14 protein-coding genes and 1 riboswitch are annotated in these 17,325 nt (G+C 71.3%); of the genes, 8 read left to right on the plus strand and 6 right to left on the minus strand.

All coding sequences use genetic code 11. From position 1 onward, the window contains the following. Positions 1 to 305: 305 nt before the first annotated feature. A complete protein-coding gene (locus OCT49_RS04060; RefSeq protein ID WP_283850530.1) occupies positions 306 to 1,265 on the plus strand; it encodes a hypothetical protein in 960 nt (319 codons plus the stop codon). A gap of 21 nt (positions 1,266 to 1,286) precedes the next feature. Here the strand turns inward: OCT49_RS04060 and OCT49_RS04065 are convergent, their stop codons facing one another. Next, positions 1,287 to 1,556 (minus strand): LD-carboxypeptidase, encoded by a 270-nt coding sequence (locus OCT49_RS04065; protein WP_283850531.1) that lies wholly within the window; start codon positions 1,554 to 1,556, stop codon positions 1,287 to 1,289. Between the two features lie 215 nt (positions 1,557 to 1,771). Here OCT49_RS04065 and OCT49_RS04070 point away from each other — a divergent pair, with 215 nt between their 5' ends. Both OCT49_RS04070 and OCT49_RS04075 read left to right on the plus strand, forming a co-directional pair. Then, positions 1,772 to 2,566: a maleylpyruvate isomerase family mycothiol-dependent enzyme gene (locus OCT49_RS04070; RefSeq protein ID WP_502963335.1), complete on the plus strand. Its 795-nt coding sequence runs from the start codon at positions 1,772 to 1,774 to the stop codon at positions 2,564 to 2,566. A 107-nt stretch (positions 2,567 to 2,673) separates the two neighbouring features. Continuing rightward, positions 2,674 to 3,306: an HAD family hydrolase gene (locus OCT49_RS04075; protein ID WP_283850532.1), complete on the plus strand. Its 633-nt coding sequence runs from the start codon at positions 2,674 to 2,676 to the stop codon at positions 3,304 to 3,306. Positions 3,307 to 3,381: 75 nt separating this feature from the next. Here OCT49_RS04075 and OCT49_RS04080 read toward each other — a convergent pair whose 3' ends face one another. Next, entirely contained in the window at positions 3,382 to 4,224 is an 843-nt protein-coding gene (locus OCT49_RS04080; RefSeq protein ID WP_283850533.1) for a hypothetical protein, read from the minus strand. Between the two features lie 815 nt (positions 4,225 to 5,039). Between OCT49_RS04080 and OCT49_RS04085 the strand changes: the two genes are divergently transcribed. Then, positions 5,040 to 5,861, plus strand: a complete 822-nt coding sequence (locus OCT49_RS04085; RefSeq protein WP_283850534.1) for a PhzF family phenazine biosynthesis protein — start codon at positions 5,040 to 5,042, stop codon at positions 5,859 to 5,861. A gap of 86 nt (positions 5,862 to 5,947) precedes the next feature. Here the strand turns inward: OCT49_RS04085 and OCT49_RS04090 are convergent, their stop codons facing one another. Next, positions 5,948 to 6,727, minus strand: a complete 780-nt coding sequence (locus OCT49_RS04090) for a CPBP family intramembrane glutamic endopeptidase (RefSeq protein ID WP_283850535.1) — start codon at positions 6,725 to 6,727, stop codon at positions 5,948 to 5,950. Positions 6,728 to 6,910: 183 nt separating this feature from the next. Between OCT49_RS04090 and OCT49_RS04095 the strand changes: the two genes are divergently transcribed. After that, complete coding sequence (locus OCT49_RS04095) at positions 6,911 to 8,701, plus strand: substrate-binding domain-containing protein (RefSeq protein WP_283850536.1); 1,791 nt, start codon at positions 6,911 to 6,913, stop codon at positions 8,699 to 8,701. Positions 8,702 to 9,073: 372 nt separating this feature from the next. Here OCT49_RS04095 and OCT49_RS04100 read toward each other — a convergent pair whose 3' ends face one another. Continuing rightward, the gene (locus OCT49_RS04100; protein WP_283850537.1) at positions 9,074 to 10,579 is read right to left on the minus strand and encodes a glutamate-cysteine ligase family protein; all 1,506 of its coding nucleotides are present in this window, start codon (positions 10,577 to 10,579) and stop codon (positions 9,074 to 9,076) included. A gap of 479 nt (positions 10,580 to 11,058) precedes the next feature. Between OCT49_RS04100 and OCT49_RS04105 the strand changes: the two genes are divergently transcribed. Next, positions 11,059 to 11,652, plus strand: a complete 594-nt coding sequence (locus OCT49_RS04105) for a hypothetical protein (RefSeq protein ID WP_283850538.1) — start codon at positions 11,059 to 11,061, stop codon at positions 11,650 to 11,652. Between the two features lie 314 nt (positions 11,653 to 11,966). Continuing rightward, positions 11,967 to 12,173, plus strand: coding sequence for a DUF5999 family protein (locus OCT49_RS04110; RefSeq protein ID WP_283850539.1), 207 nt, complete (start codon positions 11,967 to 11,969; stop codon positions 12,171 to 12,173). Positions 12,174 to 12,260: 87 nt separating this feature from the next. Here the strand turns inward: OCT49_RS04110 and gcvP are convergent, their stop codons facing one another. Beyond that, positions 12,261 to 15,146 carry an aminomethyl-transferring glycine dehydrogenase gene (gene gcvP / locus OCT49_RS04115; RefSeq protein WP_283850540.1) on the minus strand — a complete coding sequence of 962 codons (2,886 nt, stop codon included), beginning with the start codon at positions 15,144 to 15,146 and terminating at the stop codon, positions 12,261 to 12,263. 194 nt (positions 15,147 to 15,340) lie between these two features. Next, a riboswitch (glycine riboswitch) is annotated at positions 15,341 to 15,437 on the minus strand. 101 nt (positions 15,438 to 15,538) lie between these two features. Here gcvP and OCT49_RS04120 point away from each other — a divergent pair. Then, positions 15,539 to 15,919, plus strand: coding sequence for a PRC-barrel domain-containing protein (locus OCT49_RS04120; protein WP_283850541.1), 381 nt, complete (start codon positions 15,539 to 15,541; stop codon positions 15,917 to 15,919). On the opposite strand, the gene OCT49_RS04125 is transcribed toward OCT49_RS04120, so the two are convergent. After that, positions 15,844 to 17,319 (minus strand): DNA polymerase IV, encoded by a 1,476-nt coding sequence (locus OCT49_RS04125; RefSeq protein WP_283850542.1) that lies wholly within the window; start codon positions 17,317 to 17,319, stop codon positions 15,844 to 15,846. The genes OCT49_RS04120 and OCT49_RS04125 overlap by 76 nt on opposite strands. Positions 17,320 to 17,325 lie beyond the last annotated feature (6 nt).

Consider the following 17,325-nt stretch of genomic DNA (forward strand, 5'->3'; position numbering starts at 1 on the left):
CAACCACTCTGAGCAGGCATGGCCTTCCCCGGCGCTGGTGGCCGTCTGCAGTGTCCCGACGCTTTCCGGGCTCCAGGTGAGCCCGGATCAAGGACTTCTCAGACGCTCACAACGGTGCGTAACGCCTCGTACGGCTGCCGTCTCCTGTCGCCCTGGCCCGAGCGGTCCGCCACCGGAAGTTCCCAGTCCGGAGACGCCTGTCCGCTCCCGGCCGCGCCCCAATGCAAGACGGCACCCGTCAGAGGGGAATCGGTCGCGCAGGCCCGTCCCGTATGGAGGAGAATGCAGCATGGGAGGGGATTTGAATGCGTTCAAAAAAGCAGATGTCGGGGCAGGTGCCGGTGCAGCCGCAGACGCGGGTGAGGGCCAGGTTCGGCGCGGTATTGACGGCTTCGATGTCGGTGCTGTCCGTCGAGGCTGTGATCGGGACGATCGCGCTCCTCGTGTGGGAGCAGACCCAGGAGAGCCCGGGGCTTTCCTGCAACGCGTTGGGGATCATCTTCTTGATTGTGATAGCACCGTTCATGGCGGTGGCGGGAGCTGTCCTCGGCGCCCTGTTGTCGGCCGGCGTGGTGATGCCGCTCCTGGTCGTGGCCGGGTGGCTCGGTCGCCGGTTCTCGGGGCGCGAGGCATGGTGGTGGGTCCCGGCGCTGGCTGCCGCCGGCACTGCCCCGTTGCCCCTGGCCGCATCGGTGCTCGTGGAGGCCGGTCCTCTGGCAGGCCTCGGCGGATGGCTCGCGGTGACGGCGGCGCTGGCCGTCCCGGCGCTGGCCGTCCCGGCGCTGGTCGCCCGCAGGCTGCTGTTGCCGGACCGCCCGCGGCTCTCTGGCGGCGTGATGTTCGGGCGGGTGGCGCTGTACGGGACGCTCGCTGTCGTCACTGCCGGCACACTCGGCGTCATCGGCCTGTACGCCGGGATCGGATACGAACCTCCGCGACTGAGCACGGAACGGGTTGCCGGGACATGGTCCGACGGAAAGGGCGGCACACTCATCCTCACCGCGGATGGCAAGGCCACGGCGACCCGCGTCAAAACGTTCGACCTCGACGACTCCTTCGAACCCGTGGTGCACGAGTGCACCGGCACCGGAACCTGGGGATACGACCCAGGTGCCGGATCGTGGTCCCAAGAGGTCGATGTGTCCCTCGACAACTGCCCCATGAACGCCTGGGAGGTTTTTGGGAGCCCCGAGCATCCAAAGCTGTTCGTCTACATCGGCGACCCCGACAGCTGGGACCTCTACATCCTGCAACGCCGCGACTGAGCCGGGCCTGACGCCGAGCATTCACTCGTACTCGCCCGGCTGAACACATTGCTGCGTACGCCGACAGTCCCCGGTCAACAGCCCCGAGTAGAGCCCCTCGAGCACCGCTCGGCGAGTTGCGGGCGCGGACTGCCAGTGCCCGCCGAGTCCGGGGGTGGCCAAGTCGGTATGGAAACCGACCAGGCCCGTGCGGGCGTGGCGCACCAGATGCAGCAGCAAGATGTCGCTGTGGCCGAGGATCTGCTTGGGGTCGGCGGTGATCGCTTCGACGTCGATACAGCGATGCGACAACGACGAGGCCTCCGGGCCTCAGTGCACGCGGGCGAAGCAGTGCGGAAAGCAGTCGAGGCAGTGCGGAACCGGTTACCGGCGCAGTACCCCGGCATGTGCAACGGCCTGCTGCGCGTATACCGAGCGACCGCCCGGCAGGCCCTGGTTGCGGGCCCGCCTCCTCCGTCGTGAAAAACCATGTCCGATCCTTCGGAACAGGGTGATGGAGAATCCGTGTGGCAACAACACTTCAGTTCGCCGCACTGTTGCGGTTGATGGACGACCGGTCGGCCGCGTTCCGGGCCGCGGTCGCCTCCGCGCCCAACCTCGACGTGCGGGTACCGACCTGCCCCGAGTGGACGCTGTTCGATCTGGTGCAGCATCTGGGCGAGAGGCGCCGCTTCTGGGCCGACGTCGTCGCCGCTGGGCCCGCCGCTGCTCCCCCGGCCGGTTCCGCGGCGAAAGGCACCCCGGTCGCGCCGCGGGAACCCGAGGCCCTGTCGGCCTGGTTGGCCGAGTCGACGGAGCTGATGCTGGGCGCGCTGCGCGAGGCCGGTCCGGATCGCGGTTGCTGGACGTGGTGGGGTTTGTCGCAGTCGCCGCAGACCTGCGGTGCCGTCGCCCGGCACCAGCTCCAGGAAATCGCGGTGCACACCTACGACGCCCAGATCACCGTGGGCGCTCCGCAGCCGCTGCCGGACGAGGCGGCACTCGACGGTGTCGAGGATTTCCTGTTCACCTGTTGCGCGACGCCGAGTGCCTGGCCGCACAAGCCCGCCACCATCGACTTCCACGCCACCGAGGGCCGCTCCTGGCGCCTCTCGCTCTCCGCCGACGGCGCGCACTCCACCCGCCTCGCCACCCCCGGCACCGCTGCGGACGAGGGGCCGGACGCGGCCGACGTCTCCGCTCGGGGCACGGCCGGTGAGCTGGTCCTCTTCATATACGGCCGGATCCCGGCGGACTCCGTGGAGCTCGACGGCGACCGGCAGCTGTTCGGCCTGCTCCGCGACTGGGAGCCGGAGGAGTAGGACCTGACGACGCGCCGCCCCATACCGGGGGCCGGGGCCGGGGCCCGAACACCGGAGACCGGGTCCGGAGCACCAGGGAGCGCCAAGTTCCGTGCTATTCAGGGGAGATGACGACTTCCAGGCTATCGGGCAGGCCCTTCGACGCGGTGCTGTGCGACCTCGACAACGTGATCCGCTTCTACGACACGACGGAGCTGGCCCGCCTGGAGCGTGACGCGGGGGTGGCGCAGGGCACGACCATGCGGGTTGCCTATGCACCGGAGACGGACCTTCCGCTGCTTCTCGGCACGATCACCGAGCAGCAATGGGTGGAGTCCATCGTGGCCGGTCTCTCAAAACAGGTGGGGGAGGACCGGGCGCGCGAACTGGGCACCGCGCTCGCCCGGGCACCGTTCCGGGCCGACGAGGTCGTGGTGGCCATGCTCCGTCGGGTGCGGGCCCACGTTCCCCTGGTGCTGGTGACCAATGCGAGCGTGGCGCTGGAGGACGATCTGGTGTCGTTGGGGCTGGCCGACCTCGCGGACCACGTCGTCAGCAGCGCCCGGGTCAAGGTGGCCAAGCCGGACCGGAGGATCTACGAGATCGCGACCGAGCGAGCAGGGGTTGCCGCGGACCGGTGTCTCTTCGTGGACGACCGGCTCGAGAACGTCGAGGCCGCGGTCGGGCTCGGCATGACCGGTATGCACTACCGCGAACCCGCCGATCTCCACGAGCCGTTGAAGTTCCTGCTGAGCAGTTGACCGGCTGAACGACTGACCGGCTGATCCGCCGTTCTCGCCACTCCCGCCGCTCTCCTCGCTCCCCCGTTTTCGCCGTCAGGGCAGGGCGAGTGCCTCCTCGATCATGCCCCGGAGCTTCTCGTTCTGGAGAAACGCCCGATAGTCCCCGTACGGCGACAGCCGCCCGTCGCGTTCCCGCAGCGTCCGAAGGGCGGTACGGGACGCCGGGGTGACCGTACCGATCCGGACCAGGGCCCGCAGCGCCTCGTCGAAGGTTCCGTAACCGTCGTCGCCGTCGGCGACCGCCAGGACGAACTCCTCCAGGACCTGGACGCTCGGCTCCGGCTCGCCCGTGGCCGCCCACAACGCGCGCGCCGCCTGTATCCGGCGCCATCCGTCGGTGTTCTCCATGATGTGCCGCAGCCGGTCGGCGTACGGGGCGGCCCGCCGGCCGAGCACCGCCAGGAGGCTCGCCGCCTTGAGCCGTACGGTGTCGTCCGGGTCGGCCGACAGTCCGCCCGCCACCGGCAGCAGCGCGGACGCGGCGGACGGCCGGCGCACCAGCACCCGCCACGCCTCGTTCAGCACGGCCCGGCGCAGGACGGTGTCCCCGGTCCGGTCCGCCGCCCCGGCCAGCCGGACCACGAACGCGGCCGCGGCCTGCGGGACATGGTCGAACAGCCGCCCCGTCCCGCGGACCACGTCCTCGCGGGAGAAGGGGTCCTCGACCCCCTGCTCCCACCAGATCTCCGCGAACCGCGGCCGCACGCCGGGGTCGGTGAGGGCCTCCACCAGCACGTCGGCCCGCCGCACCGGCGCGTCCCGGTCCAGGCGCGCCCAGGCGTGCAGGGCCGCGACCTTCATGACGGGCTCGCCGCCGCGCAGCACGTCGGCCAGCGCCGCCCGCACCTCCCCGGCCGGCCCGGCGCAGCTCCCCACCCTCGTGTGCTCCGACGCGCCGTCCGGTGCCCGCTCCGCCGCCTCTCCCCCCGAAGGCAGTGGCGGTGGCTGCGACCGCGCCCAGTTCCAGCAGCACCGGCAGTCGTACCGACGGATCCGTCTCGGTCCGCCACCACTCCAGCAGCGGCTCGACACCGTCCACCAGGGAAAGGGCCGCCCGCCGCACCACGGGGTCCGGGTCCGCCCGCAGGGCCCGGGCCGCGTCCCGTTGACGCAGCCATGCCTCGGCCCATTGCCCGTCGGCCGGACGCGCCCCGGCCGTCGCCGCCCAGTGCAGGCGTTCCAGCAGTGCGACGAGCGTGCCCCGGGCGCCCATGCCCGGATCGGCGGCGAGCGCGACCACGAACGGCAGCGCGGCGGCCGCCGCCGGGATCGTCCGGCCGTCCTCCGTGACGAGACAGGAGAACAGCGGACAGCAGTCCTCCTCCGTCGCGGCCCCCGCCCGCCCGTACGAGGCGACGCAGCGTGCGCGGCACCTCCGCGACGGCGTGCTGTGGAAACGCCGACTCCAACCGGTCCCAGGGCACCGCGTCCAGTCGGTCCCACAGCGCCGCGTCCAGCGACACACCCGTCACCCCCACCTCACGATCCCGGCGGCCGCCGACCCCGTCCCGCGATATCCGCATACCGCTCGATCCCACCTCCCCCGGACCGGCGGCTCAACCAATTTTGGCCATCGGACCCCACCCGCCCGGTCGGCCCCACCGGCCCCGCCACCCGTCGGCCGGTTTTCGGGGCCAATGTCATGGGATTGGCCTTGGCCCGCGGCTCCGTTCCCCGCTTACGTTCACGTCATGAGGATTCGCACCGTCGACACGTTCACCGACCGTCCCTTCACCGGCAACCCCGCAGGAGTCATGGTCCTGGACGCCGACACCTTCGCCGACGACGGTCTGCTCCAGCGGATCGCCACGGAACTGAACCTTTCCGAGACCGCCTTCGTCCGTCCCCTGCCCCCGGGCGGTGGGGCCGACTGGGCGCTGCGCTGGTTCACCCCGGCCGCCGAGGTCGACATGTGCGGGCACGCCACGCTCGCCACCGCGCACGTCCTGCACACCACGGGGGCGGCGAGCGGCACGATGCGTTTCACGGCCCGGTGCGGAATCCTCACCGCGACCGCCGGACCGGACGGCGCGATCACGCTCGACTTCCCCACGGCCCCGCTGACGCCGGAGCCCGCCCCGGCCGGGCTGGCCGCCGTCCTGGGCGCACAGCCGCTCTCCGTCCACGACACGGGCCCGTACGTCGGCGACCTGCTGGTGGAGCTGTCCGACGAGGCGACCGTACGGGGACTGCGGCCCGACCTCGTCGCGCTGGCCGGTCTCTCCCGGCGGGGCGTCATCGCCACGGCCGCCGCGCAGGACCCCGCCCTCGGCCACGACTTCGTCTCCCGGGGCTTCTTCCCTCGCCTCGGGATCGACGAGGACCCCGTGACCGGCAGTGCCCACACCGCGCTGGCCCCCTTCTGGTCCGCGCGGCTCGGCCGGGACGAGTTGACCGGGCTCCAGGTCTCCGCCCGTTCCGGCCTGGTCCGCACCTCGCTGCGCGGCGGGCGGACCCTGCTGACCGGCAACGCCGTGACGGTCATCGACGGCGAACTGCTGACGGCGCCCTGAGCCCTGCCCCTGCGGCAAAAGCGCCGGGCCCGCACGGAGGGCTCCCGTACGGAAGGCTCCCTACGGACCCGGCGCGGTTTCCCGTCTCACGGCGTGGGCAGCCAGCCCACCTTCCCCGCCAGCAGGGCGTATCCGACGAACGCCCCGATGTCCAGCAGCGTGTGCGCCGCGACCAGCGGCCCGACCCGGCCCCAGCGCCGGTACAGCAGCACGAAGACGACGCCCATCACCATGTTGCCGATGAAGCCGCCGATGCCCTGGTAGAGGTGGTACGAGCCGCGCAGCACCGAACTCGCCGCCAGGGACGCCGTCGGTGTCCACCCCAACTGGTCCAGCCTGCGCAGCAGGTACCCGACGACGATCACTTCCTCGACGACGGAGTTCTGGAGCGCGGACAGGATCAGGACCGGGAACTTCCACCACACGTCGGGCAGGGACTCCGGCACCACCGTCAGGTTGAACCCGGCGGCCCGCGCCACCAGGTAGAAGGCGAGTCCGGCACTCCCGATGCCCGCCGCGATCACCGTGCCGCGCCCCAGGTCCGACCACGGCCGGGTGCGGTCGAAGCCGATGGCCCGCAGCCCGGATCCCTCTCTGATCAGCAGGTGCGCGACCAGCGCGACGGGCACCAGAGCGGTCGTGATGCCGAAGAGCTGCCAGGCGAGATCCAGCCATGGACGCCCCGGTGCGTACGATCCGTTGAGCGTCGCGGCCTGATCCTTCAACCCGCCTGGTTTCGTCAGTGAACCGACAAAACTGATCAGGGCAGAGACTCCGCTGGCACCCAGCGAGAGGGCCAGTACGAGCACTGTCTCGGACCGCAGAATCCGTCGCGGCACGGCCTCCCGGGGATAAGAATCAGCCATAAGCCCCGCCTCCACCTGTACACCTGCCTTGAGTTGTGCATTCACGTCCCGTCCCGCTCCCCGCCCGGTTAAGGTCTCGAATGCAGGTACGAAGATCATGCGCGACCGGCCGGGGGACGACCACCATGGGGATGGGGTGGTCCCCCTTTTCCTTGTTCATCCTCAAGGAGGGGCACCACCGACATGGGACGTCACAGCTTGCCCGACGACCGCGCGAGGGACGGAAGCGGGGACGGGTCACCGCCCCGCCGTCGTCGCACCGTCGTGATCGCGACCGCGCTCGTCCTCGCGGTGGCCGCGGGAACGGCGGTCGCCGCCCGGGGCGGTCTGCTGTCGTTCTCGGAATCCTGCGAGGACTCGGCCGTACGGCTGTCCATGGTGGCCTCGCCGGACATCGCCCCCTCCGTGCGCGCCCTCGCCGACCGGGCGCGCACGGACGAGGTGCGGTCCGACGGCCGCTGCCTGTACGTGACGGTGACCGCCCGGGACTCCCACAAGGTCGCCCAGGCCCTTTCCAGGGACACCGGCGCCCCGGACTACCAGATCTGGTTGCCCGACTCCGACCTCTGGCTCGACCGGGCCGAGGGCTCCGGCGACGGCGTCCCGCTGACACCGGGCGATTCCGCCGCCTCCTCTCCCGTGACCATGGCCATGGTGCCGTCCGCGGCCGAGCGGCTCGGCTGGCCGGGGAAGAAGTACTCCTGGGCCGAACTGACGGCCGCGACCATGGAGTCGGACGGGACGGGCCTGGGCTCGGCCGACCCGGCGCGCAGCGCCACCGCACTGCTCGCCCTCTCCAGCATCGGCACGTCCTCCGAGAAGCAGGACGGTGACGGCGACACCCGGGTCGCGGCGACCGCCAAACTGCTCGCCCAGCGCATGTCGGACAGTGACGGCCAGGTGCTGAAGACACTGGCGCGGAGCGACCCGCGCGCCGAGAAGGGCGATCGGGACCACAATCAGGCACTGCTGCTCTCCGAGCAGGCCGCGTTCGCCCACAACGCGGAGTCGGCCGACGCCGCGAAACTCGACCTCTTCTACCCCGAGGACGGCACCCCCCTCCTCAACTACCCGTACACCCTGGTCGACGAGAACAGGATGAGCACGGCCGAGGGCCGGGCGGCACTGCGGTTCATGACCCTGCTGAACGAGCCGGCCTCGCAGGCCTTCCTGGAGAAGCACGGCTTCCGGAAGGTCGACGGAACGGCCGGGGAATCGATGGTCGCCTCGGCGGGTGGCAAGAAGCCCCAGCCGTACGCCACCGCGGCAACCACCCAGCCGACCGCCGAGGAGCTCCAGCAGACGCTGGGCATGTGGACGATCACCGTCCAGAGCGCACGGCTCACCACGGTCGTCGACGCCTCGGGGTCGATGGCCACACTCGTGCCGGGACGCAACCAGTCCCGGATGGACGTGACCAAGGCGTCCCTGATCCAGGCCCTCGACCAGTTCACTCCGAACGACGAGATCGGGCTCTGGGAGTTCGCCACCACGCTCGACGGCGACAAGGACTACCGCAGGCTGATGCCGACCCACCGGCTCGGCGCCCCGGCGAAGGGCGGCGGCACCCACCGGGAGAAGCTCTCCGCCGCCTTCGCCTCGCTGCAGCCCGTGCCAGGCGGCGCGACCGGTCTGTACGACACCACGCTGGCCGCCTACAAGGACGCCCAGGCGACCTACGTGAAGGGCAAGTTCAACGCCGTGGTGATCCTCACCGACGGTTCGAACCAGGACGTCCGGTCCCTGTCCCGCAGCGCCCTGATCGCGGAGCTGAAGCGGATCGCCGATCCGGAGCGCCCGGTGCCGCTGCTCGCCATCGCGGTCGGCCCCGAGGCCGACCGCGAAGAGGTGCACGAGATGGCGAAGGTGACCGGCGGCGGGGGCTACCAGGTCACCGACCCGGCCGACATCCAGGCGGTGATCCTGCAGGCGATCATGACGGCCGGGCAGAACGGCCGCGTCGCCCAGGAGTAGCGCCACACGCGCCGGGCCCGGCGCGGCGGACGGCGCCCGCGGCCCGGGGCACGGCACGGGACCCCTCTCCCGCGCACCATCGGGCACCGCTCGCGCAGGGGACCGCCCGCAGGGGCACGCACGACGCATCGGCCCCACCAGACTCGTACAGCACATCCACCACACTCAGCCCGCACGACACATCCACCACACCAGGGCCGTACGACTCATCCACCGCGCAGGGCCCCCACGACGCATCCGTCTCACCAGGCCCGTACGACATGCCACACCAGGGCCGTACGACTCATCCGCCGCGCAGGGCCCCACACAACGCACCCGTCTCACCAGGCTTGTACTACACATCCATCTCACCAGGCCCACACGACGCATCCGTCACGGCCTGGGAGCGCCCGTCGGCCAGCTGTGCACCGGCTCCCCGCCGTGCATCAGTTCGGCGTACCGCCGGGTGGTCGCGGCCAGTGCCGCGTGCCGGCCGAGCCCGGCCTCCCGCGCCTCGTAGTAGGTGTCCACCTGCCAGGACGCCCCGTTCACCCGCCGTCTGCAGCGCTCCTCGATGATCCCGAGGTAGCGGTCGCGGTCCGCGGCCTCGATGTTCCAGGCGTCGAGCCCCGCCGCGGCCAGCGGCAGCAGTTCGTCCCGTACGAGCTTGACGGCGGGCACCCGGGCCAGTCCGCCCGTACGGCCGGGGCGCGGCCAGATCAGCTCCGCGTCGATGCCCCGGCGGCAGGCGGTCTCGAAGTTCTCCGCCGCCGCCTCGAACGGCATCCGGGTCCACACCGGGCGGGACTCCTCGGCCAGCGCCCGCACCAGCCCGTAGTACAGCGCCGCGTTGGCGATCATGTCGGTGACCGTGGGCCCGGCAGGCAGGACCCGGTTCTCCACCCGCAGGTGGGGCACGCCGTCGACCAGGCCGTACACGGGCCGGTTCCAGCGGTAGACGGTGCCGTTGTGGAGCACCAGCTCCTGCAGCCGCGGGACGCCACCGTCACCGAGGACCCTCAGCGGGTCCTCCTCGTCGCAGATCGGCAGCAGCGGCGGGAAGTAGCGCACGTTCTCCTCGAAGAGTTCGTACGCCGATCCGGTCCACCGTTCGCCGAACCAGGTCCGGGGCCGCACGCCCTGGTTCCGCAGTTCGGGCGGCCGGGTGTCGGTGACCTGCTGGAAGAGCGGCGGGCGCGATTCCCGCCAGAGCTCCCTGCCGAACAGGAAGGGCGCGTTGGCACCCAGTGCTATCTGCACCCCGGCGACGGCCTGGGCCGCGTTCCACACGGCCGCGAACCGCTCCGGGGTCACCTGCAGGTGGAGCTGGAACGAGGTGCAGGCGGCCTCGGGGGTGATCGAAGCGGAGGTGCAGGCCAGTCGCTCCACGCCCTGGATATCGAGTGAGAAAACCTCGCCCCGGGCGGCCACCATTTGATCGTTCAGCAGGGTGTAGCGGTCCGCGTCGGAGAGGTTCGCCGCCACGAGGTCCGTCTGACCCAGGGTGGGAAGAATACCGATCATCATGATCCCGGCATCGACCTCGCCCGCCTTCCGGTGGGCATATCCGAGACCGGCTCTGAGCTCTTCGGCCAGCTGGTCGAGAACTCGCCCCTCCAGGCGGTGCGGGACTATGTTCACTTCCAAATTGAACATCCCGAGTTCCATCTGGAAATCGCGGCTCGCGATGCGCGGGAGCACCTCCCCATTCAGCATCTTCGGCATCCCGTCGGAACCCGCGAGATTCAGCTCGATCTCCAGGCCCATGAGGTTGCGGGGGCGGTCGAACCTCCGCTCCGCCAGAAGCCTCCCCAGCCCCTCCAGGCACTGGTGGAGCTTCCTCCGGTACCTCTGCGGATCGGACAGGTCAAAGGCTCCGGACACGACCTTCTCCCCCATCGGAGCGTCCCTCCCTCAAGTGGGCGGCCCACGGCCCAGGCCACTCGCGTCACGATCGATAATGCCCAGACCAGGTGATCCATAACGCCTGTGCGAACGCCGCCGACCCAGTAGTCTGAGCCCTGCGGCCCGCGGCACATTCCATGGGCATGGAGCAGCACATGGTATCCGCTGAGGACGCAGTGAAAACGCCGACGTGATTCGGCCGACCGCGCCGGGGAGGAAACACCAGGCGGCGACTGCGCGGCGGACACGAAAACAGCAGATTCTCCGCATAATAAAGTCCTGATACCGCCTTGTCGGCAATAGCTGCGACGGCTAGTGGAATCACCGCGTGAACGCGTGTCGTATAAACTCCGCGGACGAGGCAGAGAGTTGACGCACCGGATCGGTCACCGGCCCCTCTGGCCCCGCACGCCGACAACGCCGTCTGCACCCGCCCAGCACCACCGTGTCTCCGAAGTGAGAGGCGACCCACCATGCCGCTGCATGTTCCCCCGGCTCCCGCGCCCGCTCTGCGCAGCGTCCTCGCGGCACTCGGTTCACCCAGCGCCGTCCGCGAGGCCCGCACACCCGCCCTCCGGTCCGCCCAGGGACCGCTGAGTCCCGAACTCCCGCTTCCCGTCCATGTGCTGGACCGGATCGGACCGGGCGGCCTGGCACCCGCCACCAGGCTCGCCGCGTGGCGTTTCCTGATCCGCGGCCCGGAGCAGGCCGTCGCCGCGGCGGACACCGTCCTCACCGCGGACGGCTGGGCCTTCTCGCACTTCTTCGAGGGGCCCTACATCGCCTCGACCGAACTAGCCCTGCGCCAGGCCGAGGCGGGGACGTCGTCCTACCAGCCGCGGCTGCTGTCCATCCCGGAGCTCTACATGCTGGCGCTGTGGCTGCACGGCGACGCCGAGGCCGACGCCGCCGGGGGCGCGCTGGCCCCCACCGATCTCCTGGTTCCGCTGGCCCCGGCCCCGCCGGGCATCGCGGCGCACCGCCCGCACCGGGTCGCCGACCTGCTCCGGGCGATGACCCTGCGCATCACGCCCGGTCCCGGCCCCCTGCTCGGATCGCCCGCCTGAGGACGGCCGCGCCGCCGCACCGGCACCCCGTGCCCCGCCCCGAGTGGCGGGGCACAGTGCTGCGGGGGCGCACTCCCGCCCGTCCGGACTAGCCCGCTCAGGCCACCCCGAACCACCCGAAGGGACAGCGCAGTTGCAGTGAACCGTCCTCCCGGGTGACGCGTCCTCCGAGTAAGAAGAAGTGCTGCTGCGAAATCCCTGCGGAAAGACGCCCGTGGGGCAACACTGGGACCGGACCGATCGAGACGGGGGCGGCCATGAACAGCTCAGCCAGTCGCAGGACACTCACCACCACGCAGCGAAAGAACCCAGCCATGTGCCAACACCAGCCACCCTGCCCCACCGCCGACTCAGCCGACCGGGAGGCCGCCCGCCTGACGGCCCACCACCCGGAACAGGGCTGGAGTCTGCTGTGCAACGGCGTCCTGCTCTTCGAAGACACCGGTGAGCTGCTTCCGGACGGGCAGATCATCGCCCCGCACCGCCCGCTGGAGGCCGGCCGGGTGGTGAAGGCCGCCTGACCGCGGCCGGTACGAACGGGGGCCGGCCCGGAGATTCCTCCGAACCGGCCCCGACGCGCGTCCGCGTCACTCCCCCGTGCCGATGACTCAGCTGTCGTACTCGTCCAGCGGCGGGCAGGAGCAGACGAGGTTGCGGTCACCGAAGGCACCGTCGATCCGGCGCACCGGCGGCCAGTACTTGTCGGCGGCCGAGACGCCCGCCGGGAAGACCGCGGTCTCCCGGCTGTAGCCGTGCTTCCACTCCCCGCCCAGCATCGCGGCGGTGTGCGGGGCGTTGCCCAGCGGATTGTCGTCCGCGCTCCACTCGCCCGAGGCCACCTTCTCGACCTCGCCGCGAATGGCGATCATCGTGTCGCAGAACCGGTCGAGCTCCGCGAGGTCCTCGCTCTCGGTCGGCTCGATCATCAGCGTCCCGGCGACCGGGAACGACATGGTCGGCGCGTGGAAGCCGTAGTCGATCAGGCGCTTGGCGATGTCGTCGACGCTGACGCCGGTGGCCTTGGAGATCGGCCGCAGGTCCACGATGCACTCGTGCGCGACCAGCCCGGCCGGGCCGTTGTACAGGATCGGGTAGTGCGCCTCCAGCCGCTTGGCGATGTAGTTGGCGGCCAGCACGGCGACCTGCGTCGCGCGCTTGAGGCCCTCCCCGCCCATCAGGCGGACGTACGCCCAGGAGATCGGGAGGATGCCGGCCGAGCCCCACGGAGCGGCGGAGATCGGTCCGACGCCGGTCTCGGGACCCGCCGTGGGCTGGAGCGGGTGGTTCGGCAGGTACGGGGCGAGGTGCGCGCGCACGCCGACCGGGCCGACACCGGGGCCGCCGCCACCGTGCGGGATGCAGAAGGTCTTGTGCAGGTTGAGGTGCGAGACGTCGCCGCCGAACCGGCCAGGACGGGCGAGACCGACCAGTGCGTTGAGGTTGGCGCCGTCGACGTACACCTGACCGCCGGCGTCGTGCACCTCGGCGCAGATGTCGGCGACGTGCTCCTCGAACACACCGTGCGTCGACGGGTACGTGATCATGAGCACGGCGAGCTCCTCGCGGTGCTTCTCGATCTTGGCGCGGAGGTCCTCGACGTCGACCTCGCCGTCGTCGGCGGTCTTGACCACGACGACCTTCATGCCCGCCATCACGGCGCTGGCGGCGTTGGTGCCGTGCGCGGAGGACGGGATGAGGCAGATGGTCCGCTGGTCGTCGCCGTTGGCCCGGTGGTACGCCCGTACGGCCAGGAGGCCGGCGAACTCGCCCTGCGAGCCCGCGTTCGGCTGGAGGGAGACCGCGTCGTACCCGGTGACCTCGGCGAGCCGCTCCTCCAGCTCACGGATGAGGGTGAGGAAGCCCTGCGCCTGCTCCGCCGGGGCGAAGGGGTGCAGCGCGCCGAACTCGGGCCAGGTGATCGACTCCATCTCGGTGGTCGCGTTCAGCTTCATGGTGCAGGAGCCGAGCGGGATCATGCCGCGGTCCAGCGCGTAGTCCCGGTCGGCGAGCCGGCGCAGGTAGCGGAGCATCGCCGTCTCGGAACGGTGCTGGTGGAAGACCGGGTGGGTGAGGATCTCGTCGGTGCGCAGCAGCCCCTCGGGCAGCGCGTCGGCGGCGGAGGCGTCCAGCGCCTCGATGTCCCCGTCGACGCCGAAGGCGGCCCAGACGGCGGCGATCCGCTCACGGGTGGTGGTCTCGTCGCAGGCGAGGGAGACCACGTCGGCGTCCACGAGCCGCAGGTTGATCCCGCGCTCGCGGGCGCCCTCGACGACCTCCGCGGCCCGGCCCGGGACACGCACCGTGAGGGTGTCGAAGTAGGAGCCGGTCATGACGTCGACACCGGCGGCGCGCAGGCCCTCGGCCAGGATCGTCGCGTAGCGGTGGGTGCGCCGGGCGATCGTGCGCAGCCCGTCCGGGCCGTGGTAGACGGCGTACATCCCGGCCATGACGGCGAGCAGCACCTGCGCGGTGCAGATGTTGCTGGTCGCCTTCTCGCGGCGGATGTGCTGCTCGCGGGTCTGCAGGGCCAGCCGGTAGGCCTTGTTGCCGTCCGCGTCGACGGAGACGCCGACGAGGCGGCCGGGCAGGCTGCGGGCGAACTTCTCGCGCACGGCCATGAACCCGGCGTGCGGTCCGCCGAAGCCCATCGGCACACCGAAGCGCTGAGTGGTGCCGACCGCGATGTCCGCGCCCAGGTCGCCCGGCGAGGTGAGCAGGGTCAGGGCCAGCAGGTCGGCGGCGACGGTGACGATCGCACCGAGCTCGTGGGCCTGCTCGACGACCGGCCGGATGTCCCGGACGGTTCCGGAGGCGCCCGGGTACTGCACCAGCACGCCGAAGACGCCGCGCTCGGCGATCTCCGCCGGGATGCCGTCGGACAGGTCGGCGACGACGACCTCGACACCGGTCGGCTCGGCCCGGGTCTCCATGACCGCGATGGTCTGCGGCAGGGCGTCGGCGTCGACCAGGAAGACGCCGTTCTTCACCTTGCCGACGCGCCGGGAGAGCGCCATGGCCTCGGCGGCCGCGGTGCCCTCGTCGAGCAGGGAGGCGCCGGAGGTGGGCAGTCCGGTCAGCTCGGCGACCATGGTCTGGAAGTTGAGGAGCGCCTCCAGGCGGCCCTGGGAGATCTCCGGCTGGTACGGCGTGTAGGCCGTGTACCAGGCGGGGTTCTCCATGACGTTGCGCAGGATCACCGGCGGGGTGAAGGTGCCGTAGTAGCCGAGCCCGATCATCGGGGCCAGCACCTGGTTGCGGTCCGCGAGGGAGCGCAGCTCGGCGAGGACCTCGGCCTCGGTTCGCGCGCCCGGCAGCCGGAGTGCCTCGGTGCTCTTGATGACGTCGGGCACCGCGGCCGCGGTGAGCTCGTCCAGCGAGCCGTACCCGACCTGGGCGAGCATCTTCGACTGCGCCTCGGCATCGGGGCCGATGTGCCGCTGCTCGAACGGAATGCCCTGCTCCAGCTGGGAGAGCGGGGTGCGACGGGGGGTCATGGTGGAGGCCTCCTGGTCTGTCACGACCTGCGAGGGGCACCTCGGCGCGGGTGCCCGGACGGCCTCCCCCTCTGTCATCTCAACCTGAGAGCTTCACCGGCATGCCCTACGGCCTGCCGGCTTTCACCGTCGGTGAGGAAGGGAACCGCTTCGGCACCCGGCCGCACGGAACCCGCCCTGCTTTCCAGAGTGACCTCGTCCGTGCGGTACGGGGGCCTGAGAGATTCCGGGGAGGATTTGCTCCTTCGGCGCCTTCGGATCAGTTCCGGAGGACTCTCCCGCACGGGGTCAGCGGCCGTCACCAGCCTACCAGCGGGGTTCTTCGCCGAACCCTCGAGTGGCCGACCCCCCGAATCTGCCCTTTTGTAGTGCTTGTGGAGTAGCCGCGACCAATGGGAGGGATCGTGCAGAGCGACATCGATCCGCGCAGCCTGATCGGCCGCAAGGCATTCGACCGCAGGGGCACCAAGATCGGAACCGTGGACGAGGTGTACCTCGACGACGCGACCGGTGTGCCCGAATGGGCGGCCGTACGTACCGGACTCTTCAGCCGGGACGCGTTCGTCCCGCTGGAACCCAGCGAATTCGTGGACGACACGCTCCGTGTCCCCTTCGACCGCGCGCTGATCAAGGACGCGCCCGACTTCGGTGTCGGCCGCCACCTCTCACCGGAACAGGAGCTCCAGCTCTACCGGCACTACGGTCTGGACTCCCCGCCCGAGGCGGTCGGCCCCGACCGGGACTTCGGCAGGCTGGCGGGCCAGGAGGAGTAGTCCGCCGGTTCGCGCACCAACGGCAGCGGATCGGCCGGCCGCAGCGCCGCGTCGTCGATCCGGAACGTGCGCACCCGGCCGGGCGCCGAGTCGGGCTCCTCGAACCGCACCGTCACCCGCCCGATGCCGCTGCCCTGCACCCAGCCGTGCCCGTAGGTGTCGTGGTGCACGTCGTGCCCGGCGTGCCAGTGCCGCGCGGCGGGGTCGTCGGGGGCGGCCGGGTGTTCCGGTCGCGGGCCGTCCGCCGGTCCGGTCCGGTCGTCCTTCGCCGTCGTCGCCTCCTCGGCCGGCTCCCCGGCCGAGGTCCGCCCCTCGGCGGTCCGCTCGCCCGCGGCCTGGGCGAAGAGGTCCTCCTGCGTGTAGTCGGCGAGCCCCGTGACGCCCACTCCGAGCAGCCGGACGCCCCCGGTGGTGTCCACGGCTTCCAGGAGCCGTGCGGCGGCCTCACGGACCACCGCGGGGTCGTCCGTGGGCCCGCGCAGCGTCTCGGACCGCGTGAGCGTCGAGAAGTCGTACCGGCGCACCTTGAGGACCACCGTCCGCCCGGACCGGCCCGCGCCCCGCAGCCGCTGGACGCACCGGTCGGCCAGCCGCTCCACCTCCGCCCTGACCCGCACCCGGTCGTGCAGGTCGACGTCGAAGGTGTCCTCGACCGACACCGACTTCGCGTCGCGCTCCGCGACCACGGGCCGGTCGTCGTGGCCGAACGCCATGTGGTGGAGCGAGCCGCCGTGCGCCTTGCCCAGCAGACGTACCAGCTCGGCCTCCCCCGCCGTGACCAGGTCGTCCACCGTCGTCATCCCGGCCCGGCGCAGATGGTCCGCCGTGGCGGGGCCGACCCCGGGCAGGATCCGCACCGGCATGGGCGCGAGCAGCTCCCGTTCCGTGCCCGGCTCGATGACCCGCAAGCCGTTCGGCTTCGCCTCCTCCGAGGCGATCTTGGCCAGCATCTTGGAACCGGCGAGCCCGACCGAGCCGGTGAGCCCGGTGACCGCCCTGATGGCGGTGCGCAGCTGCTCGCCGATCTCCCGCGCCGAAGCCGTGTCGTCGGCTCTCCCACCGGCCTCCAGATCGACGAACGCCTCGTCCAGGCTGAGGGGCTCCACCAGTGGGGAGAGCCGTGCGAGCAGCTCCATCACCTGGTTGCTGACCGTCCGGTACAGCTGGAAGCGGGGCACCAGATAGGCCGCGTTGGGTGCCAGTCGCCGCGCCTGCGCGGTCGGCATCGCCGAGTGGACCCCGAAGCGCCGCGCCTCGTACGAGGCGGTCGCCACGACTCCCCTGGGCCCCAGGCCTCCCACCACCACCGGTTTGCCGCGCAGGCTCGGCTTCGCCGCCTGCTCCACGGAGGCGTAGAAGGCATCCATGTCCAGATGCAGGATGGTGGGAGCGGTTCTCACATCAAC

The sequence above is a fragment of the Streptomyces sp. ML-6 genome, assembly GCF_030116705.1.
Classification (GTDB): Bacteria; Actinomycetota; Actinomycetes; order Streptomycetales; family Streptomycetaceae; genus Streptomyces.